This window comes from Bacteroides sp. OF03-11BH (assembly GCF_003604005.1).
Taxonomy (GTDB): Bacteria; Bacteroidota; Bacteroidia; order Bacteroidales; family Bacteroidaceae; genus Bacteroides; species Bacteroides ovatus.
In genome coordinates this window covers 14,930-37,989 of record NZ_QTMW01000039.1, presented here as the reverse complement: position 1 = coordinate 37,989, position 23,060 = coordinate 14,930, and the positions used below count along the sequence as shown (strand labels likewise).

General features: G+C 41.3%; 18 protein-coding genes and 1 riboswitch. Of the genes, 13 read left to right on the top strand and 5 right to left on the bottom strand.

The features are described 5' to 3' along the window. Positions 1-3 precede the first annotated feature (3 nt). Positions 4-3,363, top strand: coding sequence for a S41 family peptidase (locus tag DXA54_RS21320; RefSeq protein ID WP_120080624.1), 3,360 nt, complete (start codon positions 4-6; stop codon positions 3,361-3,363). A gap of 156 nt (positions 3,364-3,519) precedes the next feature. Here the strand turns inward: DXA54_RS21320 and DXA54_RS21315 are convergent, their stop codons facing one another. Further along, positions 3,520-4,191, bottom strand: coding sequence for a YczE/YyaS/YitT family protein (locus DXA54_RS21315; RefSeq protein ID WP_055235313.1), 672 nt, complete (start codon positions 4,189-4,191; stop codon positions 3,520-3,522). 155 nt (positions 4,192-4,346) lie between these two features. Between DXA54_RS21315 and DXA54_RS21310 the strand changes: the two genes are divergently transcribed. Then, positions 4,347-5,237 carry a helix-turn-helix domain-containing protein gene (locus tag DXA54_RS21310; RefSeq protein WP_004304051.1) on the top strand — a complete coding sequence of 297 codons (891 nt, stop codon included), beginning with the start codon at positions 4,347-4,349 and terminating at the stop codon, positions 5,235-5,237. Positions 5,238-5,411: 174 nt separating this feature from the next. On the opposite strand, the gene DXA54_RS21305 is transcribed toward DXA54_RS21310, so the two are convergent. Both DXA54_RS21305 and DXA54_RS21300 read right to left on the bottom strand, forming a co-directional pair. Further along, positions 5,412-7,169: a 1-deoxy-D-xylulose-5-phosphate synthase gene (locus DXA54_RS21305; RefSeq protein WP_008774607.1), complete on the bottom strand. Its 1,758-nt coding sequence runs from the start codon at positions 7,167-7,169 to the stop codon at positions 5,412-5,414. A 141-nt stretch (positions 7,170-7,310) separates the two neighbouring features. Continuing rightward, the gene (locus DXA54_RS21300; protein WP_004297072.1) at positions 7,311-8,216 is read right to left on the bottom strand and encodes a helix-turn-helix domain-containing protein; all 906 of its coding nucleotides are present in this window, start codon (positions 8,214-8,216) and stop codon (positions 7,311-7,313) included. 190 nt (positions 8,217-8,406) lie between these two features. On the opposite strand from DXA54_RS21300, the gene DXA54_RS21295 reads away from it, so the two are divergent. The 6 genes from DXA54_RS21295 (at position 8,407) to DXA54_RS21270 (ending at position 14,093) form a co-directional block, all read left to right on the top strand. Continuing rightward, positions 8,407-9,102, top strand: coding sequence for a flavodoxin family protein (locus tag DXA54_RS21295; RefSeq protein ID WP_004309708.1), 696 nt, complete (start codon positions 8,407-8,409; stop codon positions 9,100-9,102). Positions 9,103-9,118: 16 nt separating this feature from the next. Beyond that, the gene (locus DXA54_RS21290) at positions 9,119-10,324 is read left to right on the top strand and encodes an MFS transporter (RefSeq protein ID WP_004309707.1); all 1,206 of its coding nucleotides are present in this window, start codon (positions 9,119-9,121) and stop codon (positions 10,322-10,324) included. Positions 10,325-10,453: 129 nt separating this feature from the next. Continuing rightward, complete coding sequence (locus DXA54_RS21285) at positions 10,454-11,485, top strand: alpha/beta hydrolase (RefSeq protein WP_120080622.1); 1,032 nt, start codon at positions 10,454-10,456, stop codon at positions 11,483-11,485. A 17-nt stretch (positions 11,486-11,502) separates the two neighbouring features. Next, a complete protein-coding gene (locus tag DXA54_RS21280; protein ID WP_032844245.1) occupies positions 11,503-12,054 on the top strand; it encodes a cyclophilin-like fold protein in 552 nt (183 codons plus the stop codon). Between the two features lie 11 nt (positions 12,055-12,065). Then, positions 12,066-12,929 carry a DUF3737 family protein gene (locus DXA54_RS21275; protein ID WP_004309705.1) on the top strand — a complete coding sequence of 288 codons (864 nt, stop codon included), beginning with the start codon at positions 12,066-12,068 and terminating at the stop codon, positions 12,927-12,929. Between the two features lie 3 nt (positions 12,930-12,932). Continuing rightward, complete coding sequence (locus tag DXA54_RS21270) at positions 12,933-14,093, top strand: MalY/PatB family protein (protein ID WP_008774606.1); 1,161 nt, start codon at positions 12,933-12,935, stop codon at positions 14,091-14,093. 79 nt (positions 14,094-14,172) lie between these two features. On the opposite strand, the gene nrdG is transcribed toward DXA54_RS21270, so the two are convergent. Next, on the bottom strand, positions 14,173-14,658 hold the full coding sequence (nrdG, locus tag DXA54_RS21265; protein WP_004297064.1) for an anaerobic ribonucleoside-triphosphate reductase activating protein: 486 nt from the start codon (positions 14,656-14,658) through the stop codon (positions 14,173-14,175). Continuing rightward, positions 14,642-16,735, bottom strand: coding sequence for an anaerobic ribonucleoside-triphosphate reductase (gene nrdD, locus DXA54_RS21260; protein ID WP_008774605.1), 2,094 nt, complete (start codon positions 16,733-16,735; stop codon positions 14,642-14,644). The genes nrdG and nrdD overlap by 17 nt, the downstream gene beginning before the upstream one ends. A gap of 129 nt (positions 16,736-16,864) precedes the next feature. Continuing rightward, positions 16,865-17,086: riboswitch (cobalamin riboswitch) on the bottom strand. A 430-nt stretch (positions 17,087-17,516) separates the two neighbouring features. On the opposite strand from nrdD, the gene DXA54_RS21255 reads away from it, so the two are divergent. The 5 genes from DXA54_RS21255 (at position 17,517) to DXA54_RS21235 (ending at position 23,057) form a co-directional block, all read left to right on the top strand. Then, complete coding sequence (locus DXA54_RS21255; protein ID WP_008774604.1) at positions 17,517-18,653, top strand: OmpA family protein; 1,137 nt, start codon at positions 17,517-17,519, stop codon at positions 18,651-18,653. A gap of 201 nt (positions 18,654-18,854) precedes the next feature. Beyond that, on the top strand, positions 18,855-19,928 hold the full coding sequence (locus DXA54_RS21250) for an STM4015 family protein (RefSeq protein WP_004321288.1): 1,074 nt from the start codon (positions 18,855-18,857) through the stop codon (positions 19,926-19,928). A 3-nt stretch (positions 19,929-19,931) separates the two neighbouring features. Further along, positions 19,932-20,942, top strand: a complete 1,011-nt coding sequence (locus DXA54_RS21245) for an STM4014 family protein (RefSeq protein ID WP_004309702.1) — start codon at positions 19,932-19,934, stop codon at positions 20,940-20,942. After that, a complete protein-coding gene (locus DXA54_RS21240; RefSeq protein ID WP_004304043.1) occupies positions 20,929-21,783 on the top strand; it encodes an STM4013/SEN3800 family hydrolase in 855 nt (284 codons plus the stop codon). Before DXA54_RS21245 ends, DXA54_RS21240 begins: the two co-directional genes overlap by 14 nt. Continuing rightward, a complete protein-coding gene (locus DXA54_RS21235; protein WP_008648612.1) occupies positions 21,780-23,057 on the top strand; it encodes an STM4012 family radical SAM protein in 1,278 nt (425 codons plus the stop codon). The genes DXA54_RS21240 and DXA54_RS21235 overlap by 4 nt, the downstream gene beginning before the upstream one ends. Positions 23,058-23,060 lie beyond the last annotated feature (3 nt).

Here is a 23,060-nt window from a genome sequence, read left to right as displayed (position 1 = left end):
GATATGAAGAAACTAATAACTTCTTTAGCGCTGGTACTATCAGCATTATCCAGCTATGCAATTACTCCTTTGTGGATGCGTGATGCACGTATTTCACCGGATGGATCAGAAATTGTTTTTTGTTACAAGGGTGACATTTATAAAGTCCCTGCACAAGGAGGAACAGCTGTTCAACTCACCACACAAACCTCTTATGAAGCCAATCCGGTTTGGTCGCCCGATGGCAAGCAAATTGCGTTTGCCAGTGACCGGAATGGAAATTTTGACTTATTCATTATGCCTGCTGACGGAGGTGCCGCCCGGCGGTTGACCTACCATTCTGCATCAGAAATACCGTCAACTTTTACTCCGGATGGAAAGTATGTCTTTTTCTCTGCCTCTATACAGGATCCGGCAAGCAGTGCCCTGTTTCCTACAGGAGCAATGACGGAATTATATAAAGTTCCTGTTGCCGGCGGACGTACCGAGCAAGTGCTGGGCACTCCTGCAGAACTGGTCTGTTTTGATAAAACAGGGAAGAACTTTCTTTATCAGGATCGTAAAGGGTTTGAGGATGAATGGAGAAAGCATCATACTTCTTCCATTACGAGAGATATCTGGTTATATAATACCCAAACGGGAAAACATACGAACCTGACAAACCGGGGAGGAGAGGACCGTAATCCTGTGTATGCACCTGATGGTAATGCTGTCTATTTTTTAAGTGAGCGTGATGGAGGTTCCTTCAATGTGTATACTTTCCCTTTGAATACCCCACAGGAAGTGAAAGCTGTGACTACTTTCAAAACTCACCCGGTACGTTTTTTGTCTGTCAGCGATAAAGGTACCTTATGCTATACCTATGATGGTGAGTTATACACACAGAAGTCTGGTGCACGTCCGGAAAAAGTAAAAGTAGAACTTGTCCGTGATGATGAGCAGCAGCTTGCTACACTTAAATTCTCACAGGGAGCAACTTCCGCTTCTGTATCTCCGGACGGTAAACAAGTTGCTTTTATTGTACGTGGTGATGTGTTTGTGACCTCAACTGATTATGCTACCACCAAGCAAATCACAAATACTCCGGCAAAAGAAGCTGCCGTTTCTTTTGCTCCGGACAATCGGACACTGGTTTATGCCAGCGAGCGAACCGGTAATTGGCAACTTTATACCGCCAAAATAAGTCGTAAGGAAGACCCGAATTTCCCTAATGCCACTCTTATTGAAGAGGAAGTATTATTACCGTCCAAAACGGTAGAACGTGCTTATCCGCAATATTCACCGGATGGTAAAGAATTGGCTTTTATCGAAGACCGTAATCGTTTGATGGTACTCAATTTGAAGACGAAGAAGGTGCGTCAGGTAACGGATGGTTCTACATGGTATAACACCGGAGGAGGATTCGATTACGAATGGTCGCCTGACGGTAAATGGTTCACTCTTGAATTTATAGGTAACCGTCACGATCCTTATTCGGATGTAGGCATTGTCAGCGCACAGGGAGGGGCAATTACTAATCTGACAAATAGTGGATATATCAGTGGTGCTCCGCGTTGGGTACTCGATGGGAATGCTATTCTTTTCCAAACCGAACGCTATGGTATGCGTGCGCACGCTTCCTGGGGATCGCAGCAAGATGTGATGTTGGTGTTTCTCAATCAGGATGCTTATGATCGTTACCGTTTGAGTAAGGAAGATTTCGAATTACTCAAGGAATTTGAAAAGGAACAGAAGAAGGCAAAGGAGAAAGACGATGAGAAGACGAAAGACGGAAAGAAGTCTAAGGCGGAAAAAGCAGATAAAGGAAATGTTAACAAGGGAAAGGCTGACAAAGGCAAGTCCGACAAGGAAAAGAGCAAGGTAGATAGCAGCAAAGATAGCGATCAGGAAGAGTCCGCCGAGGATAAGGCAGACCAAAAAGAGATACTTGTCGAGCTGAACGGCATTGAAGACCGTATCGTACGTCTGACTCCCAATTCATCCGACTTGGGTAGTGCCATACTTTCAAAAGACGGGGAAGATCTTTACTATTTCTCCGCGTTCGAAGGTGGATATGACCTTTGGAAAATGAATCTCCGTGAAAAAGATACGAAGCGTCTGCACAAACTCAATACCGGTTGGGCATCGTTGATGTTGGACAAAAAAGGAGATATCTTTTTGTTGGGAAGCCGGATTATGCAAAAGATGGATGCCAAGTCGGATGCTTTGAAGTCCATCAGCTATCAGGCTGAAATGAAAATGGACTTGGCTGCCGAACGTGAAACGATGTTTGACCATGTGTACAAACAACATCAAAAACGTTTTTACAATGTCAATATGCACGGGGTTGACTGGGATGCTATGACTAATGCTTATCGTAAGTTCTTGCCTCATATTGATAACAATTATGACTTTGCAGAATTATTGAGTGAGTGGTTGGGTGAGCTGAATGTTTCACATACCGGAGGACGTTATTCTCCCAAAGGAAAAGGAGATGTCACTTCTAATCTCGGACTTTTGTTCGACTGGGATTATCAGGGAAAAGGAATGCAGATTGCCGAAGTAATAGAAAAAGGTCCGTTCGATCATTCACGTACCAAAGTAAAGGTTGGTTGCATCATTGAAAAGATTAATGGAGAAGAGATAACTCTCGATAATGACATAACCTGTCTGCTGAATAATAAAGCAGGGAAAAAAACATTGATTTCAATCTACAATCCACAAAATAAAGAGCGTTGGGAAGAAGTGGTGATGCCGGTCGCCAACGGGCAACTGAATGGATTGTTATACAAACGTTGGGTAAAACAACGTGCGGCAGATGTTGAAAAATGGTCGAAAGGACGTTTGGGATATGTTCATATTCAGTCGATGGGAGATGATAGCTTCCGTACTGTATACTCGGACATTCTTGGAAAATATAACAACTGCGAAGGCATTGTGATTGATACCCGTTTCAACGGTGGTGGCCGTCTGCATGAAGATATTGAAATACTGTTCAGTGGTCAGAAGTATTTTACACAAGTAGTGCGTGGACGTGAAGCCTGTGATATGCCGAGTCGTCGTTGGAACAAACCTTCCATTATGCTGCAATGTGAGGCCAACTACTCGAATGCACACGGAACTCCGTGGGTATATAAACATCAAAAGATTGGCAAACTTGTCGGTATGCCTGTTCCGGGTACTATGACAAGTGTGTCTTGGGAAACTTTACAAGATCCTTCACTGGTCTTTGGTATTCCTATCGTCGGTTATCGTTTGCCTGACGGCAGTTATTTGGAAAATACCCAATTGGAACCGGATGTAAAGGTTGCCAATAATCCGGAAACAGTAGTCAAAGGAGAGGATACCCAACTAAAGGTGGCTGTGGATGAACTTCTGAAAGAGATAGATAGTCAGAAGAAGTAAATACGAGTATAATTATATCTAAAATAAAGAGTCGCTTCTTTGAAAGAATCAATCAGATTCTAACAGAGAAGCGACTTTCTTTTATAGTGATTTTCTTATATTGACCTTTTTATATGACTCTTTTTATAAGGCGTTTATTTTAAATAGATATAGGGCTTACTTCCAGACCGGCAGTAATCTATGGAGGGTTTTTCTAGTCATTATCTTCTGATTCAGGAAGCTGACGATATACCCCGTTATACAAGCGGCAATGAGTGATCCTTCTCGTACTCCCTGAATACCTTGATTCAGCAGCAGCGAGAGAATCACGGCTAATGTAACCAAAGTAATATCAAAATAAACTTTGAACTTTCCAAATTCCTTGTTATAATGGCGGGATGCATATTTCACAAATGCTTCTGCGCTCATCATGGCTACTTTTGGTTTCAGTTCAAGCACTACTCCGATAGACTGCACCATGCATCCTGTAAGTAATAAAGCAATCGACATACCATAATTAGCGGGATGCAGTTCGCTTGTCAGCATCATATTGAAATCAATGAATGCCGAAAAGATAAAAGAGAACGGTAGTTGAAGAAAAATTTCAATAATATCCTGTCGGGTTCTATTCTTTCGGATTAACCAGAACTGTCCCAGGATAAGCAACATGTTGATGATAAATGTGCAAGTACCCAACGATAAAGGACTATTCAGGCTTAATACATAATTGATGCTCGATATGGGAGTAGTTCCCAATGCCGAGCGTATAATCAACACGATACCTGCCGCTAAAAAATAGAGTCCGATAACAAACACTAAATACCTCTTAAAAATCTCTTTCATTTCCATGTCTTTTTAACCTCTTTCTATTGATTCCTTTCTCATGTATTGAAAAGGATATGCAAAGGTCTTGTTTTTTACTCTGAAATAGATTATCTAATTCCATACAGTTTTTGTCATATCCGAAATAAATCGTATTTTTACGTCATAAAATAAAGGTGTAAATGGTAAAATCTCGTATATTTGATAATACGCAACTATTGAAGGAGCATCCTGAACTTCCTCATTATAAAGAGGAGGTAGTCTGTTTCCGGAGTGAATATAAAGATAGAAGTTATCCGGCAAATGAATGTTATTTCAATCGGGAGCTTTATATGATATTCGTTCTTGAAGGCCGTTCGGAAATTCTACTGAATGGAGAGTTTATTGCGATAGAACCGAATATGTTACTTATTCACGGAGCAAATTATCTCACGGAACATCTTTATTCAAGCCGGGATATTAAATTTATCACTCTCGCCCTTTCCGAATCTATGCGGACGGACGATTCATATCTGACACAAATCACGGCAATCCTGTTGGCAACCATGAGGCGGAATAAGCAATATACGATTCAGTTGACAGAGTATGAAGCTCAAATCATCCATAAGGAGCTGGAAGTATTGATGCATCTGATGAATATTGAACATCATTTCCTTTTCCGGCGTATACAGGCAGCGTGCAATTCTCTGTTTTTGGATATAGCAGATTTTCTTTCCCGAAAGACCGTTATCAAAAAAGAGATCAGTCGTAAAGATCACGTTCTGCAAGAATTTCATGCACTCGTTACCCGTAATTTCAGGGAAGAACATTTCGTGAGCTTTTATGCGGATAAACTGGCTATTAGTGAACAGTACCTGGCACGCATTGTACGTCTTGGAACAGGTAAGACTATCAATAGCCTTATTAATGAATTGTTAGTAATGGAAGCGCGTACTTTATTGAGTTCTACCAAATTTACGGTTGGCGAGATTGCTGCTAAACTGGGGTTTAGTGATGCAGCCGGTTTTTGTAAGTTCTTTAAAAGAAATGCGGGACAGACTCCGTTGAATTATCGGAAAGGATTATTGATTTGAACGGAAAGGATTGCTGAACTGAATGGGGAATTACTGAACTGAATAGAGAATATAATGAATTTAAATAATAAGTTGGCTGATTTGAATAAAAATGGAAGTAGGTTGATGCAACTCAACTGTCCTTAAAGACCGTATACATCAACCTACCTGAATATATAGTGAATGGGTTTGATTTTAACCGATCACTGCTGTGATATCTTCTACAATCTGTTCATCCGTCAGATGATTGGCATGGAGAAACTCCTGTATATCATATCGGTCAACAAATTCTTTTTTAGCTCCAAAGTTCAGAACTTTCATGTTTGTAGCACCATAATAACGGGCAATCTTTTCACCGAAACCGCCATCCAATACACCGTCTTCTAACGTAATCACTAATTCGTGATCTGCTTTCAGTTCATCCATCAGTTCGTTGTCTACACCGGTGATGTAACGCGGATTGATGAGTGTTGCGTCAATATTGGCTTTTTCTTTCAGAAGTGATGCAACCGACTGTCCCAATCCATAGAACGAACCTAAAGCAAGAATGGCTACTTTCGATCCACGATGCGTCACTTTATAGCGATTGAGAACACTATAATCAGTCTCCACCGGTTCCCCACAAGTAATTACATCTGTTGCCGGCACACGGATTGCAACCGGGTGTTCATTTTGGCGGATACTCCATTCTAGCATAGCAAGATATTCCTCTTTGCAAGTCGGTGCCAGATAAACCATATTAGGAGTATTGCTGATGAGCGGAATATCGAAGAAGCAGAGGTGAGTTACATCATTCATTCCGGACAGTGTACCCCAGAATACCAACAAAACAGCCGGGTTATTATTGATACAGAGGTCTTGCGAAAGTTGATCGTATGAACGTTGGATAAATGTACTATACACTCCGTAAACAGGTTTTCCGCCATTGGCTGCGATGCCCGAAGCAAGAGCTACTGCGTGTTCTTCTGCAATGCCGACATCTACAAACTGTTTGCCAGCTTCCTTGCGGCGGTCCGGAGTGAATCCGAGAACGGCAGGAGTACCTGAAGTGATTGTTACCACACGAGAATCTTCTTTCATCTTTTTCAGCAGATATTGAGCGGTTACTTCGCTGTAATCTTCTTCCTCATAACTGACTTTTGCTTCTCCGGTTTCCGGATTGAATGGAGTGCGCCAGTGATAAGTCTCTTTATCCTGTTCGGCACGTTCATAACCTTTACCTTTCAAAGTGTTGATGTGTACTACTATCGGATGCTGAATATCTTTCACTTTGGAGAATGCTTCAATCAACGCCTGTACATCGTTACCGTCATTTACATATATATAATCCAGCCCCATCGCCTTGAAGAAATTACATTCGCACTGACCGTTGCTGTCACGCAATTCTTTTAGATTTCTGTATAAACCTCCATGATTTTCAGCGATAGACATTTGGTTATCATTGACGATAATAATCATGTTGGTGCCAAGCTCTGCTGCATAATCCAATCCTTCAAAAGCTTCCCCTCCGCTTAAGGAGCCGTCGCCTATGACAGCTATGATATTTTCATTGCCGCCTGTGAGGTCGCGTCCTTTAGCCAATCCGCTGGCCAGACTGACAGAAGTGGAAGTATGACCGATAACAAAAAAATCATGTTCGCTTTCTTGTGGTTCGGTATAACCGGACACGAGATTGTATTCTTCCGGATGAAGAAAAGCGTTTTTACGGCCAGTCAGCATCTTGTGTACATAACTTTGGTGCGATACATCGAATACGATTTTATCTTTTGGAGAATTGAATACATAGTGCAAGGCAATAGTTGCTTCCACCATTCCGAAGTTGGGTCCGAAATGCCCGCCATGTTCGCTTAACTTTTGTAGGAGTGACACACGGATTTCATCACTTAGCTCGTTTAGCTCTTTTACCGGCAGCTTCTTTACATCTGCCGGAGAATAAATATTTTCTAAGTACATATCAAACAGTTTTTCTAAATAATGTTTTTACTTATTTCTTTATGACACTGCAAAGATACAGCAGGACTTGAAATCTGTTTGTATATGAATTACGGATTGTTTTACCTATATTACAGTTCCCTTATTTGAGGGACTATATTTTTATGCTAAAGCCTGATTTCTGTATTCATTAGGCGTGCATCCGACGCGTCTTTTGAATAATCTGCAGAGATGTTGCGGGTATTGGAATCCTAACGAATAAGCTATCTGGCTGACGGTTTCTTCCGTATCGACAATACGTTCTTTGGCTAGTTCGATTACTTTGGTCTGAATATGTTCCTGTGGAGTTTTTCCTGTTTCTTTTTTTACCATATCACCAAAGTAGTTGGGGGAGAGATAGACTTTATCAGCAAAGTACTTCACGGAAGGTAACCCGTTTTGTATGGGAAGTTGATCTTGGAAATATTCATCCAGAAGTTGTTCAAACTTTGTAAGAGCATCTTTATTGGCACTGTTCCGGGTGATAAACTGCCGTTCATAAAAACGCATACAGTAGTTCAGTAACAGTTCGATATTCATGGCGATTAATGCTTTGCTATGTTTATCGATACCATGCTCAAGTTCGATACTGATTTTCTTCAGGCAATCCATGACTATTTCCTTTTCCTGATCTGAAAGATGTAAAGCCTCGTTTACTGCATAAGAGAAGAAAGTATATTTCTTAATATCTTTTCCAAGTGAGGTGCCGCGAATCAGGTCCGGATGGAAAATAATACCATAAACAGCCGGATTGATTTCATCTTCAATGGTACTCACACCGGCTGTCTGACCTGGGGCAAAACAGACAATGGTTCCTTCTTGGTAATCATAATACTGACGACCATATTTAATGTCACAGCTCTTGCTCTCTTTTAGGAAAAGAGCATAAAGACCATAGTTCATCTGGATATGGTTAACTGTTTTCGTTGCTTTGGTCAAGTCGATGACACTAACCAAAGGATGCAATGTTTCCAGTCCGTACAGTTCGTTATACTGATTTACATTCTCTAGTTTTATAACTTTATCCATGGCTTTTGGTATTTGGAATCGGTAACAAAGATACAGATAAATGTTCTGTTTTCATAGTAGGGAAATGACTAATCTGTAATTGGGGTTATCATACCCGTAATCCGTCTACAACGGCTTCTTTATATCCTTCTGACCTTTGCCATGTTAAATAAAACTTGATGAATCAGAGGAAATTAATAAAAGAGAGAATATGGATAGAAAGCATTTTTTGAAAAGCGTGTTACTAACAACCGGAGGCGTACTATTAGGTGGTACGACTATTTATCGGTGTTTGAATAGTAAAGAAACGACAGACACTTCACTTCCTTCGCTAATCGATAAAACACATCAGGGAAATATGAAAAAGATACTTGTAATAATGAGTGCAGGCACAAAACGCGGCAATACAGACCGACTGACCGATGCATACATTAAAGGATTGGTAGAGCGCGGACATTCTGTGACGAAGGTTTATCTGGGTAGTATGCGGATAGAAGGGTGCCGGGGATGTGGAGTTTGTCAGCGTCTTGCACATCAGTGTACTGTTCGCGACGACATGCAGGATATATATCCTTTGTTTGCGGAATGTGATACAGTGGTTATGGCTTCTCCTCTTTACTTTTGGACAATCACGGCAAAGCTGAAATCGTTCATTGATAGACTTTATGCCATTTCTGTCGATGATAAATATCCTCAAAAAGATTCGGTATTACTGATGACAGCCGGTGATGATAATGATACGACCTTCGAACAGCCCATACGATATTTTCGTCTTCTCAATCAGGCGTTAGGTTGGAATGAAGTGGGATTATATTGTGCCGGCGGTTGTACCGGATGCGAGAAACTGGCACGGCAGATTGATAAAGTACATCTTGAAAACGCCTATAAAATGGGATTGGAATTATAAATAGCATATAGTAACTATGGAACAAAAAAATAAATTAAAACTCAATTCGGGCGGTTTGCTCGTCTTTATCCTTACGGTCGGTGTATTTGGAATTATAAACACCGAAATGGGAGTAGTGGGGATCCTGCCCTTGATAGCCACAACTTTTAATGTTTCCGTACCTCAAGCCGGCTGGACGGTAAGTGTTTTCGCATTGGTGGTGGCTGCGTCAGCCCCTGCGACACCTTTATTATTTTCGGGGATTAACCGGAAGAAAGTAATGTTGCTGGCATTGGGATTGTTTACAATAAGTAATGTAATATCCATGTTCACCTCTAATTTCACAGTATTGTTGATTGCACGGATACTTCCCGCTTTCCTGCATCCGGTATATGTCTCTATGGCTTTTACGGTAGCCGCGGCGTCTGTCAGCAAGGAACAGGCTCCCAAGGCTGTTTCTAAAGTCTTTGTCGGTGTGTCCGCCGGCATGGTGCTGGGCGTTCCGGTGACCAGTTATATTGCCAGCGAAGTTTCGTTCTCCATGGCGATGTTGTTTTTCACTGTTGTAAACGCATTAGTCTTTGTTGCTACGATTCTGTTTATCCCTTCCATGCCTGTAAAAGAAAAAGTATCTTATGGTGCACAGCTTAGCGTATTGAAGAAAACAACGATGTGGTATTCAATTATTGCTGTTACCTTGATTAATGGAGCTATGTTCGGATTCTTTAGCTATATGTCGGATTACCTGAAAAAAGTAACGGAGGTCTCATATAATGTGATAAGTGCAGTGTTGCTCGTATATGGTTTGGCAAATATTGTGGGTAATGTGATGGCGGGAAAACTGCTATCAATAAACGCCAGGCGTTCAATTATCCTCATGCCTTTTGCGTTATTGGTTTCATATATCTGTCTGTTCATTGTTGGAGAATGGATTGGAGCTATGGTAATTGTCATCCTTATTTTAGGCGTATTGGCGGGTATAGCAAGTAATAATATGCAATATATGATAACAGATGCCGCTCCCGAAGCTCCAGACTTTGCCAATGGAATGTTTCTGACTTCAGCCAATTTAGGAACAACGATTGGTACAGGTATATGCGGAACTTTTATTACGGAAATGGGCACACGATATTCTGTTTTCGGCTCGTTGCTTTTCCTGATTGCGAGTATTGTATTCGTTTATCTGCGGGTTCGCGTAGCGCATATCCGGAAGCAGGTTAATATCAATATTGTAACAGAATAATAAAAAAATATAATCCGTAATTGGGGTTATTATGTCAGTAATTCATCTACAAACGGTCTCTTTCTTTCATCGTATTTTTGTAATGTAGAAAGTAGACAATCAATTCTTTAATAATTAAAAATAAGAGATATGAAACGGATTTTATTATTAACAACTGTATTTATGATGATGCTTGGAACTAGTTTTTCTTCTGCACAGACAGATGCAGATAACTTTTATAAAAGTGATTTGGTAAGTGTGGAGAAAGTTTCTTTTTCCAACCAGTATAAAATGAAGGTAGCCGGAAATTTGTTTCTGCCTAAGAATATGAAAGAAGGGGACAAATACCCTGCAATCATTATCGGACATCCAATGGGAGCTGTCAAGGAACAGAGCGCGAATCTTTACGCAACGAAAATGGCCGAACGGGGTTTTGTAACACTCTCCATAGACCTGTCTTTTTGGGGTGGGAGTGAAGGCGAGCCGCGCAATGCTGTTCTGCCGGAAGTTTATGCGGAAGACTTTAGTGCCGCAGTTGATTTTTTAGGTACCCGTCCGTTTGTTGACCGGAATCTAATTGGAGTAATCGGTATTTGCGGCAGTGGAAGTTTTGCTATCAGTGCAGCGAAAATAGACCCTCGCCTTAAAGCCATTGCGACAATCAGTATGTACAATATGGGTACGGCTAGCCGTAATGGGTTAAAACACTCATTGACATTGGAACAGAGAAAGCAAATAATGGCTGAAGCGGCAGAACAGCGTTATGCTGAATTTTTAGGTGGAGAAACTAAATATACAGGTGGTACTGTACATCAACTGACAGAAAAGTCCAGTCCGATTGAACGGGAGTTTTATGAGTTCTACCGTACACAAAGAGGAGAATTTACCCCCGACGGAGCAACTCCTATGACCACCACTCATCCTACACTTTCAAGTAATGTGAAATTTATGAATTTCTATCCTTTCGAAGATATTGAGACTATTTCACCCCGCCCTATGCTTTTCATTACCGGTGAAAATGCCCACTCACGTGAATTTAGTGAAGACGCCTACCGATTGGCTGCCGAACCTAAAGAATTGTATATAGTACCCGGTGCCGGACACGTAGATCTTTACGATCGTGTGAGCCTTATTCCATTTAATAAACTGGAATCCTTCTTTAAGGAATATCTAAAGAAATAAGTTTTAATACTATAAATATGAGATACTATATAATAGCAATTCTTACTATGCTGACATTATCGATCGGTTCCGCATCATGTAGCGAAGATGAACCCATACAGGGAACAGGTCAACAAGTGATTCCGGGTAATGGTTCTGGTTCCGGTGATAATGGCAGTAACAATAATGGCAATAATCCCGATGATAATGACGACAATAACGATGATACCCCAGTGAGCAATAATCTTAAAATAACAATCGGACCTGTTTCATTCAATGCCACATTGGAAAATAATGAGACTGCGAAAGCATTTAAGAGACTACTCCCTATGACAGTGGATATGTCTGAACTGCATGGTAATGAAAAATATTATTATCTGTCGAATGGTTTGCCGACAGCGTCGTCCAATCCCGGGACTATTCGGACAGGTGACTTGATGCTTTACGGTTCCACTTGTGTGGTCCTATTTTATGAAACCTTTTCCACTTCATATACTTATACCCGTTTAGGACGTATAACAAATCCTTCAGGACTGGCCTCCGCCCTTGGTTCAGGAGGCGTAAATGTAACTTTTGAAATAACAGATTAAAGAATAAACTAATGGAACAAATAAGAAATAAAGAATATGGAGGCGAACGTCCTCTGTTCGCGACCCACGACCTTCAACTGGAAGATGTAACAATTCACGCCGGTGAATCTGCATTGAAAGAATGTAGTAATATTATAGCAATCAACTGTCGCTTTGAAGGAAAATATCCTTTTTGGCATACCAACGGATTCATTGTGAAAAACTGTCTCTTTACAGAGGGAGCCCGTGCTGCTCTATGGTACTCTCAAAGTCTGCAAATGGCAGATACCTTGGTAGAAGCACCGAAGATGTTCCGTGAAATGGACGGAATAAAACTCGAAAACGTGCAGTTGCCTAATGCTTTGGAAACGTTTTGGTATTGTCGTAATATAGAGCTGAAGAACGTACAGATTGATAAAGCGGATTACCTTTTTATACACAGTGAGAATATTAAGATACAAAACTATGCCCAAAACGGGAACTATTCGTTCCAATATTGCAAGAATGTAGAAATCCATAATGCAGTTATCAACTCCAAAGATGCTTTCTGGAATACGGAAAATGTAACAGTCTATGATTCCGAGTTGAACGGAGAATATCTGGGATGGCATTCTAAAAACTTACGTTTGGTAAATTGCAGGATTTCGGGGACTCAACCGCTTTGCTACGCACATGATCTGGTGATGGAAAATTGTACGATGGCAGAAGATGCTGACCTTGCTTTTGAACACAGTAGTGTGAAGGCAACGATTAAAAGTCCCGTTCATAGCGTAAAAAATCCTCGTACGGGAAGTATTGTTGCCGAAAGTTTCGGAGCAATCATTTTGGACGAAAATATTAAATCACCAGCAAATTGCGAATTGAAACTTTGGGATGATCTAACCTGTTTTAATTGAAATATGAAGTATAAATTCGATGAAATTATTCCACGCAGAGGAACGAATTCTTATAAATGGGATTCGGCTGAAGATGCGGATGTATTGCCGATGTGGGTAGCTGATATGGATTTTCGTACGGCTCCCCCTGTCGTGGAGGCACTGAAGAAACGGGTGGAACATGGAATTTTCGGATATGTATGTGTACTTGATGCATACTACGAGGCAGTTGTAAATTGGTTTGCTCGACGACATGCCTGGCGGATGGAAAAAGAGTGGATTATTTATACCACCGGTGTTGTGTCGGCAATATCTGCTGTGATTAAAGCATTGACAGTGCCTGGAGATAAAGTAATGGTGCAGACACCTGTATATAACTGTTTTTTCTCCTCTATCCGTAATAACGGATGCGAGATGATTGCCAATCCTTTGGTATATAGAAACAGGGGCTATCAGATTGACTTTGATGATTTGGAGCGGAAAGTTTCAGACCCGAAGGTCAAACTTCTGTTGTTATGTAATCCGCACAATCCTGCCGGAAGAGTGTGGAGCAAACAAGAGTTAAGGCGGATAGGTGAGATTTGTATTCGAAATAATGTCTTTGTGGTTGCGGATGAGATTCATTGTGAATTGGTATTTCTGGGGCATGAATATACTCCTTTTGCTTCTATATCAGAAGAGTTTCTTATGAATTCGGTAACCTTTGTTTCGCCTAGCAAGGCTTTTAATCTGGCAGGGCTTCAGATAGCCAATATTATTTCTGCAGATGCAAATGTACGGGTGAGAATAGATAAAGCGATTAATATAAATGAAGTTTGTGATGTGAATCCTTTCGGAGTGGAGGCGTTGATGGCTGCTTACAATGAGGGCGAAGAATGGCTGGAAGAACTTAAAATCTATTTGTTTGCGAATTACATCTATTTAAAAGGTTATTTTGATGAATATCTTCCGGAATTTCCCGTAATGATGTTGGAAGGTACATATCTGGTTTGGGTGGATTGCTCGGTCTTGAATCAAACGTCAGCAGAAATAGTAAAAGACTTGTTGAAGAAAGAAAAACTTTGGGTGAACGAAGGCAGTCTGTATGGAGAGACTGGTGAAGGGTTTATCCGTATCAATATTGCGTGTCCGCGACAGCGGTTGATAGAAGGATTAAACAGATTGAAGCGGGTACTGAAATCATAAATACGAATGAAAAGAAGTAGTTAGAAAAAAGAACGCTCAAACGGTAAATATAACATACTCCGTTTGAGCGTTTCTCTTATTAAGAAATCTTTTTGGAATGATGGGGGAGAAAACGATAAGTTATATCCTCCATTATTCCATTTTCTATGTGGTACAACCGTTGATTGGTCGTTTCAGATTTTAATCCTCCCAGAGACTCGATGTAAGGTCCCAACTTTATATATTGGAAATGAGATACATCAAAGTGCTCCGGCAGCTTGCTCTTCCCGGAGTACCATCCGACTTTTACCGGAGTGATGGTCTGCTTGTGTAAAAAAGCAGCTAATTGTTCCACTTCTGCGGGTGAAGCATCACCGCCCATGAAACAGACACAGGTAATTGCTTTTCCATATTTACCGAGCAGGGTAGAAAGACTTTCTTCCGTCAACGGTTCTCCTACGTCCTCCATTAGATATGCACTGTGGCACCCTTTACAATGGTTGGGGCAGTTGGAGAGGTTGATGGCTAATGTTACCTCATCCGGTATCTCCTGAAAAACAATATCATAATCAGCGTACCGAAGCATAATATCTTAAATCGGCCTCCTTTTGCCGTGCTTGGGAGAAATTGCTGATACGTTTCATATATCCGATGACGCGGGTCAGATAATCCACATTCTCGCTGTGACATTCGGGACATTCATGCAAATATCGTTTGTCGATATGATGGCATTTGTTACATACTGTATTCGGAATATTGAATGTGAAGTAGTTGCAACCTTCGGTAGCGGCAACACGAAGCAACTGCCGGTATTGCTCTTTGCTAAGATGCTCTTCCAGATTCATGTGCAAAGCCGAACCACCCGTCAGATGCTCGATATAACGATGCCCGTGCAGGCGGAATTTATCGACAATGTTCAGCGATTTGTCTTCTACAATATAGAAATAGCTGTTGTAACATTCGCGGTAAGTCTGGAATCCGGCTTCCTTGTCCCATTTCGCGTGTTTCACACCCACATTTTCGGCAGGAATCATTTCGCAGTTGAAAAGTACTTCTTTGGTACGATATTTCTTATTGTATTTCTCAATCATGCCGAGAATCTCCTGCACAAAAGCCTCGTATTTCGGATTGTCGTTGATGTCGATTCCCATAAATTGGGCTGCTTCCACCAGTCCGTTCACGCCGATAGTCAGATATTGGCGGCTCATATTGATATAACCCGCATCAAACAAAGGTAACATACCCTTTGCCTGCAATAATTTCAGGTTCTCATTATAGGCAAGCTGTACTTTGTGAACCAAGTCTACTACTTCTTCCAGGAAGAAAGGGTAGAGAATACCTGATTTTACAGCATGCTGTATACAACGGTTCAGATTGATGGTCAACACGCTCTTCGAACCGGTAGAGACTCCTCCGGCTCCCAATGTATAGCTAAAGCCATTGTCCTGTATTTCATTACGCAGACGGCAGCAGCTACTCAAAGAGTCGGCATTGTCACTCATATAGGTGAAGAATGAATGTCCTTCGGCATACATTTCAGCGGTGAAGTCGCCATATTCCTTATCCAGTACATCGCCGTCTTTGGTCAGGAGTGCCATTGTCTCTACAGGGAATGTCAGAACGGTGCGTGTACGCTCCTCATTAAACCATTTCATAAAACGCTTCTGCAACCAGCTAAGCGAACCCCAGTCGGGTTTGCTTCCGTCGGGGAAAACAAAGTGCTCGAAAAGGCTATTGAAATAATACTTGTCATAATAAGCCACATTCCAGAAAACTGCTTGGAAATTGCGGGCACCCGTAGGCTGGTTGATGGAATATACGATTTGCTCGAAACAGTCTGTGATGATTTTATCGATCGATCTTTGTTTCAGAGACAAGTCTGCCAGTTTATCAGGGTGTTTATAATAGTCCTGTCCGTATTCCAAACCTATGAAATAGTTCATGTACATCAGGAATTCAGGAGTGGCACATGCGCCGCTTAGCATACTGGATACGATAAATACCATGTTGATAAATCCTCCGCAGAAGGATTTCAGATTGGTCGGGGCGGTAGAATTGCCTCCTACTGCTGTTGTTCCTGCTATCAGCCAGGGATACATAGTAATACTGGCACAGTAGTTTGCCAGATTGGTTTCATCATTTTTGTAGATGAAGTGATGATTCAGGAGTTCCAAATAACGGTCGGAAGCCTCTTTACCATACATATCCCTCAAACGGTCTGTCAGCAGGCGGCGGTTGAGGCGGATGAAATTGGATTTGGGCAGTTCTCCTATCAGCGTGGCGATATTCTTGTTTTCCACATTGGCGTTGGCATCGTACTTGCTACCGCTGGCAGGGTTGGAAGCATCGCAATAATCCATGAGGAATTTAAGTTTGTCTCTGACTTCACGGTCTTCCAAATGTTTTTGACGATACAGCATATACGCTTTGGCCACGCTGTAATAATGTTCTGCCATCAAGGCGACTTCCACCTGGTTTTGGATTTCCTCTACGTTTGTTCCGTCACTGATACTGACACGGCTTAACACATTGGTTATCACATCTTGCGTAGCAAAACTACCTACTGATAAAAATGCCTTGGATATGGCATTTTTGATTTTGTCGAGGGAAAAAGCTTCTTTTTTTCCGTCTCTTTTGATAATGAATATCTCCGAACTAATCATACCTATATTTTAAGAATTAACAAAATAGATTTAGTGCCTACATAGTTATTCATGCACGACAATTTCTGGAGACTTGTAATAAAATGGACCTGTACGATTCGTTCTATTGCCTTTCACCCGAAAGCCTGGAATAACGGAAATTTTATCGGCAGGTCTTCTGACTTGTTTTTGTTGTGGCGCCTTCCCGATCCGTTTCATGAATCAGTGGCAAATGAATGCCATAACATTTCTCTTTTTTATGAGAGAGATAAAACTTACAGCTACGGGGATAGTTCCGGATTTTCACTGGATTCCCTTTTAATTCCGTCTGGTGATAATGCCATTCCGGAAACCGATGTTGGCGGCAAAGTTAGAAATTAAATCAAGATTCCAATTGAAAAGGAAGAAAAATATTCGCTCTTTATCAGAACGATATATGGCATTAACAACCTGATAACTTTCCGTTTATGTTCTATTCTTCGTATTTTAGTAGAGTCCGGTTTATGTATTTCCTGCCTGATGGATGAATGAAAGTGTAGAATAATGAAACAAGATGCATAATGGTTAGCGATGTTGGGATCCCTTTCTCTTCAGGGAATGAGGCGTTTGCATTGATGTTTCCATATTTTAGATTTTTCGAAAGCATAATAGATGTTAATAGAGCTCATGGCTTGCGAACTAATTTTTGATATGATATGTTGTTTAAAGTGAATAACGAATTAAAAAATGAACTAGAAAGTTAGACATGAACAAACAATACATTTCTAATGATTTAGCAGATAAAACATTACATTTAAAACTTATGAATATGAGAAAATCTATTATTTTATTAGCTTTTATATTGGGTGGCTTTACAGTAGCAAATGCCCAATCAGTTGTAGAAGGTACCAAACTTACAGATAATTGGTCTGTCGGAGTAAATGCCGGTGGAGTTACTCCCCTTACTCACAGTGCTTTCTTTAAAGGTATGCGTCCCACTTTTGGAGTGGGAGTCTCAAAGCAATTAACTCCTATCTTCGGTTTGGGATTCCAAGGAATGGGATATATCAATACCACATCCAGTAAAACGGCTTTCGATGCTTCGGATGTCAGCGTATTGGGTAAAGTCAATTTGATGAATCTATTTGCAAGTTACACGGGCGAACCTCGTTTGTTTGAAGTGGAAGCTGTGGCCGGAATGGGTTGGTTACATTATTATGTGAATGGCGATGGCGATCAGAACTCCTGGTCTACGCGTTTGGGATTGAATTTCAATTTCAACTTGGGTGAAAGTAAAGCATGGACATTAGGAATCAAACCTGCCATTGTGTATGATATGCAAGGTACTTACCCTGAAACAAAGAGCCGTTTCAATGCTAATAACGCAGGTTTTGAGTTGACAGCCGGATTGACATATCACTTTAAGACAAGTAACGGAACACATCATTTTGCCAAAGTGAGAGTATATAATCAAGCCGAAATTGACGGACTGAACTCTTCAATCAATGCACTTCGTGCAGATGTAAACAACAAAGATGGTGAGATCAGCAATGCAAACCAACGTATCAACGGATTGCAGGAAGAACTTGAAGCATGCCGCACAAAAGTGGTTCCGGTGGAGACTGTAGTGAAAACCGCCCGTGTACCCGAATCTATCATTACTTTCAGACAAGGTAAATCGTCAGTTGACGCTTCACAACTTCCTAATGTGGAACGTGTAGCTTCTTACCTGAAGAAATATGCTGATTCTAAAGTGGTTATTAAGGGATACGCTTCTCCGGAAGGTAGTGTTGAAGTGAATGCCAGAATTGCCGCAGCACGTGCAGAAGCTGTAAAAACGATCTTGGTCAACAAGTATAAAATCAGTGCATCTCGTATCACTGCTGAAGGTCAGGGTGTAGGCGATATGTTTACTGAACCGGATTGGAACCGTGTAAGTATATGTACTATTGAAGATTAAACTGATATATTACAGAAATAGAATAATGAAGGCTGCCCCAAAAGGCAGCCTTTGTTGCATATCTTGGGTTGTATTTTTGAATACTCTGAAAGTTTAGTAAACAGATTTCTTTGTACATTACATAAAATGGTTATTTTTGCAGGTATTGTTCATGCGCGTTCTGTGTTGAGTGTGCAAATATCAACCATTAAAAACTGTATTATGAAGAGAGTATTCGTTTTTCAAGATTTTAAATCGCAGAAATTCTGGAGCATAGAGGTAGTCGGAACAGATGTTACTGTAAATTATGGTAAGTTGGGGACCGACGGACAAACACAAGTGAAAAACTACGCAACGACTGAAGAAGCTGAAAAAGCAGCCAGCAAACTGATTGCGGAAAAGACCAAAAAAGGGTATGTAGAAACTGCTGAAGAAACTGCACGTGAAATGAAAGTGGAAGCCAAGAAATATACTTTGAGTTATGATGAGTATGAAAACAATGTGAATCTTCTGGATAAGATATTGAAAGATAAACATCTCTCTGAATATAAACAAATAACAATCGGTTGTTGGGATTATGAGGGTGGCGACTGTTCTGCCTTATTGCAGGGAATGATTGAAAATAAGGAGAAGTTCGCACAAATAGAAGGCTTGTTCTGGGGAGATATTGAGCAGGAAGAACAGGAGATTTCATGGATTGAACAAGCTGATATTAGTCCGCTGCTCGATGCCATGCCTAAATTGAAAGATCTGAAAATCAAAGGAACCAATAATCTGCGTTTGGGAAAGACTTCACGGCCGGAGTTGCGGTCACTCGAAATTATCAGTGGTGGCCTGCCTACCGAAGTGGTAGAAGATATTCTTGGTTCTGATTTCCCCAATCTGGAAAAACTGATTCTATATGTTGGTGTGGAAGATTATGGATTTGAAGCTGATATTGAGATATTCCGTCCGTTGTTCTCCAAAGAACGTTTCCCGAAGCTGACTTATCTGGGGATCGTCAACTCTGAAGAACAGGACAAGATTGTAGAAATGTTCCTGGAGTCGGATATTCTTCCCCAACTTGAAACAATGGATGTTTCGGCTGGTACTCTCAAAGATGAAGGTGCCCAATTATTGCTGGATAATATGGATAAGATCGCTCATTTGAAGTTTATCAATATGCGCTATAATTATTTGAGCAAGGAGATGAAGAAACAGTTGCAGAGTCTCCCTATGAAAATAGATATTGCTGAAACTGAAGAGGCAGATGAATATGATGGTGAATTGTGGTATTACCCGATGATTACAGAATAGGAGATGCAGATAATCGTTGTCAGCAACTCTCTGTCCAAACGTATAGAATACTTTATTGAAGCAGGCAAACACTTGCAGGTGGAAGTTCGTTTTATGACTTACGGGGAACTTTTTAACTGCTTGCCGCAACTACGGCAGGCAGTTATCAAACTGGAACCTTGTGTAAGCGATGAAACGAATTTCCTGAAATATGCGCTGTTGAATCAGGCATATAAGGAGACACTGCAACGTTTAGGCGAGATGAGGTTATCTGATGACGTGTGCTTTTTGAATACTCCCCATGCTTTATTACGTGCTCTTGATAAAAAGGAAACTAAACAAGTGTTGATGGACAGAGGGTTGAAAGTGACTCCGATGTTACCTTCTCCCCGTTCTTTTGATGAGTTGAGAGAGCTTCTTGCCGATTGCGGTAGAGGATGCTTTTTGAAACCCCGTTACGGTTCGGGGGCGGGAGGTATTATGGCTGTTCGCTATCAACCCAACCGGAATAAATGGGTAGTCTATACTACCTTGCAACAAGTGGATGGAGTCATTCATAACACTAAACGTATCAACCGTTTGAGTACGGAAAAAGAGATGATCCCGTTGGCGGAAGCTGTGATGCAAACAGAAGCTATTTTAGAAGAATGGATTCCTAAAGAGCAGTTGCAGGGAGAGAATTATGATCTTCGTGTAGTGTGTCGGGAATCTGAAATTGATTATATCGTTGTGAGATGCAGTAAAGGAAGCATAACCAATCTGCATCTGAACAATAAGGCACATTGGTGGAACGAATTGTCTTTGCCGGAAGTAGTGCGGCAACAAATCTATTTTCAGTGTCAGGAAGCGGTTCAATCTTTGGATTTGCAATATGCCGGAGTGGATGTACTGATAGAGAGAGGAACAGATATTCCTTATATAATAGAAGTCAACGGACAGGGAGATCATGTGTATCAGGATATGTTTGCTCATAATTCTATTTATATTCAACAGATAAAAAACATAAAAAAGAGATATAACCATGCAAATAGATGAACTGCCGGCTGGCGAACAGACCCAAAATCCGGATCTGGATATGAATCAGGTGGTGGGTACTCATGATATATTGATGCTTTGCTTTGATACCTTGCGTTATGATGTCAGCAAGGAGGAAGAAGAGGCAGGAAGAACACCGGTACTGAACAGTCACGGAGGAGAATGGGAAAAAAGACATGCGCCGGGAAATTTTACTTACCCGTCTCATTTTGCCATCTTTGCAGGATTTCTGCCTTCTCCGGCGGAACCTCATTCGCTACGCAGCCGTAAGTGGTTGTTTTTCCCTGTGCAAGCTGGTACGGGACGTATTCCGCCTGCGGGAAGTTATCCGTTTACGGAAGCAACTTTTGTGCAAAGCCTTGCCAATGTAGGTTATGAAACGATTTGTATAGGAGGGGTGAACTTCTTCAGCAAGCGTAATGAACTGGGGCGTGTGTTTCCCGGTTACTTTACTAAAAGTTATTGGCTGCCGACCTTTGGATGCACGGCACCCGATAGTACTGAAAAACAAATTGATTTTGCATTGAAGAAACTCGAAAACTATCCGGAGGACAAACGGATTTTTATGTATATCAATTTTTCTGCTATTCATTATCCGAACTGTCATTATGTGGAAGGCAAGATGAAGGATGATAAGGAATCACACGCTGCCGCGCTGCAATATGTCGACAGTCAGCTACCCCGTTTATTTCAGGCCTTTCAGAAGCGGGGAAATACGCTGGTGATTGCTCTTTCCGATCATGGCACTTGCTATGGAGAGGATGGATATGAATATCATTGCATATCCCACGAAACGGTTTATACAGTCCCTTACAAACACTTTATTTTAACGAAAAAATGAATCAACCGCTACCACGATATGTAGACTATATGTATAGTTATCCACATAAAACTGCTTATCGTTCTTTTCCGTCCCCGGTTTCGCTGGTTCCTTACCTGAAACAGGTGGAAGGACAGAAAGCATCGCTTTATTTCCATATTCCTTTTTGTAGTCATAAATGTGGATATTGCAACCTGTTTTCTCTGCAAACAAATCGTGCGGATTATATCGCAACTTATTTGGAAACTCTTCACAAGCAGGCGCAACAGTTGTCTCCACTCACTACCGGACTGGCATTTGATAGTTTCGCCATTGGAGGAGGCACACCGTTGCTCCTCACTGTTCCTCAACTGGAATACCTATTGGATACGGCTGCCTTATTCGGAGTGCATCCTTCACATACCTTTACTTCCGTAGAAACATCGCCGGAATATGCCGATCCTACCCGTTTGGACTTGTTGAAGCAAGCAGGAGTAGCTCGTGTGAGTATTGGCGTACAGAGTTTCCTTGACGAAGAATTAACAGCTTTGAAAAGACGTCCCCGGCAAGACATGATTAATCAGGCGCTGGAGGCTATCCGGAAGAGGCAATTCCCATTTTTTAATATTGATTTGATTTACGGAATCAAAGGACAAACTGTAGCCAGTTTTCTTTATTCATTGGAACAGGCTCTTCTGTTTCAGCCTAACGAACTCTTTATCTATCCGCTATATGTACGACCGGGAACGGCTATCACGGAGCGGGAATCCGACGATGTCTGTTTTCAGATGTATTGTGCCGCTTGTGATTTGTTGAAAGACAGAGGTTTTCTACAAACTTCGATGCGACGTTTTATTCATCATCCGTCTACTGATGCGGAAATCTCATGTGGGGATGAAGTGATGCTGTCGTGTGGCTCCGGGGGACGCAGTTACCTGGGTAATTTGCATTATGCCACCCGGTATACTGTTTGCCAGCGTTGTATTGCCGGAGAGATAGATGATTATATGGGCACTACTGATTTTACAGTGGCTCGTAATGGATTTATTCTTTCGCAGGAAGAACGGCGGCAACGTTTTATCATTAAGAATCTGATGTATTATATGGGGCTTGACAAGACCGAATATAAGCGTCGCTTTGGAGAATCACCGGATAATGTGACGTTGTTCCGACAGTTAGCTGAACGGCAATGGATAGAAAATACGGATAACGGTCGTGTTTGTCTGACTTCCGAAGGAATGGCATACTCCGATTATATTGGTCAGTTGTTCATTACTCCTGAAATAAGAGAACTGATGGAAACTTATTCTTATTGAACG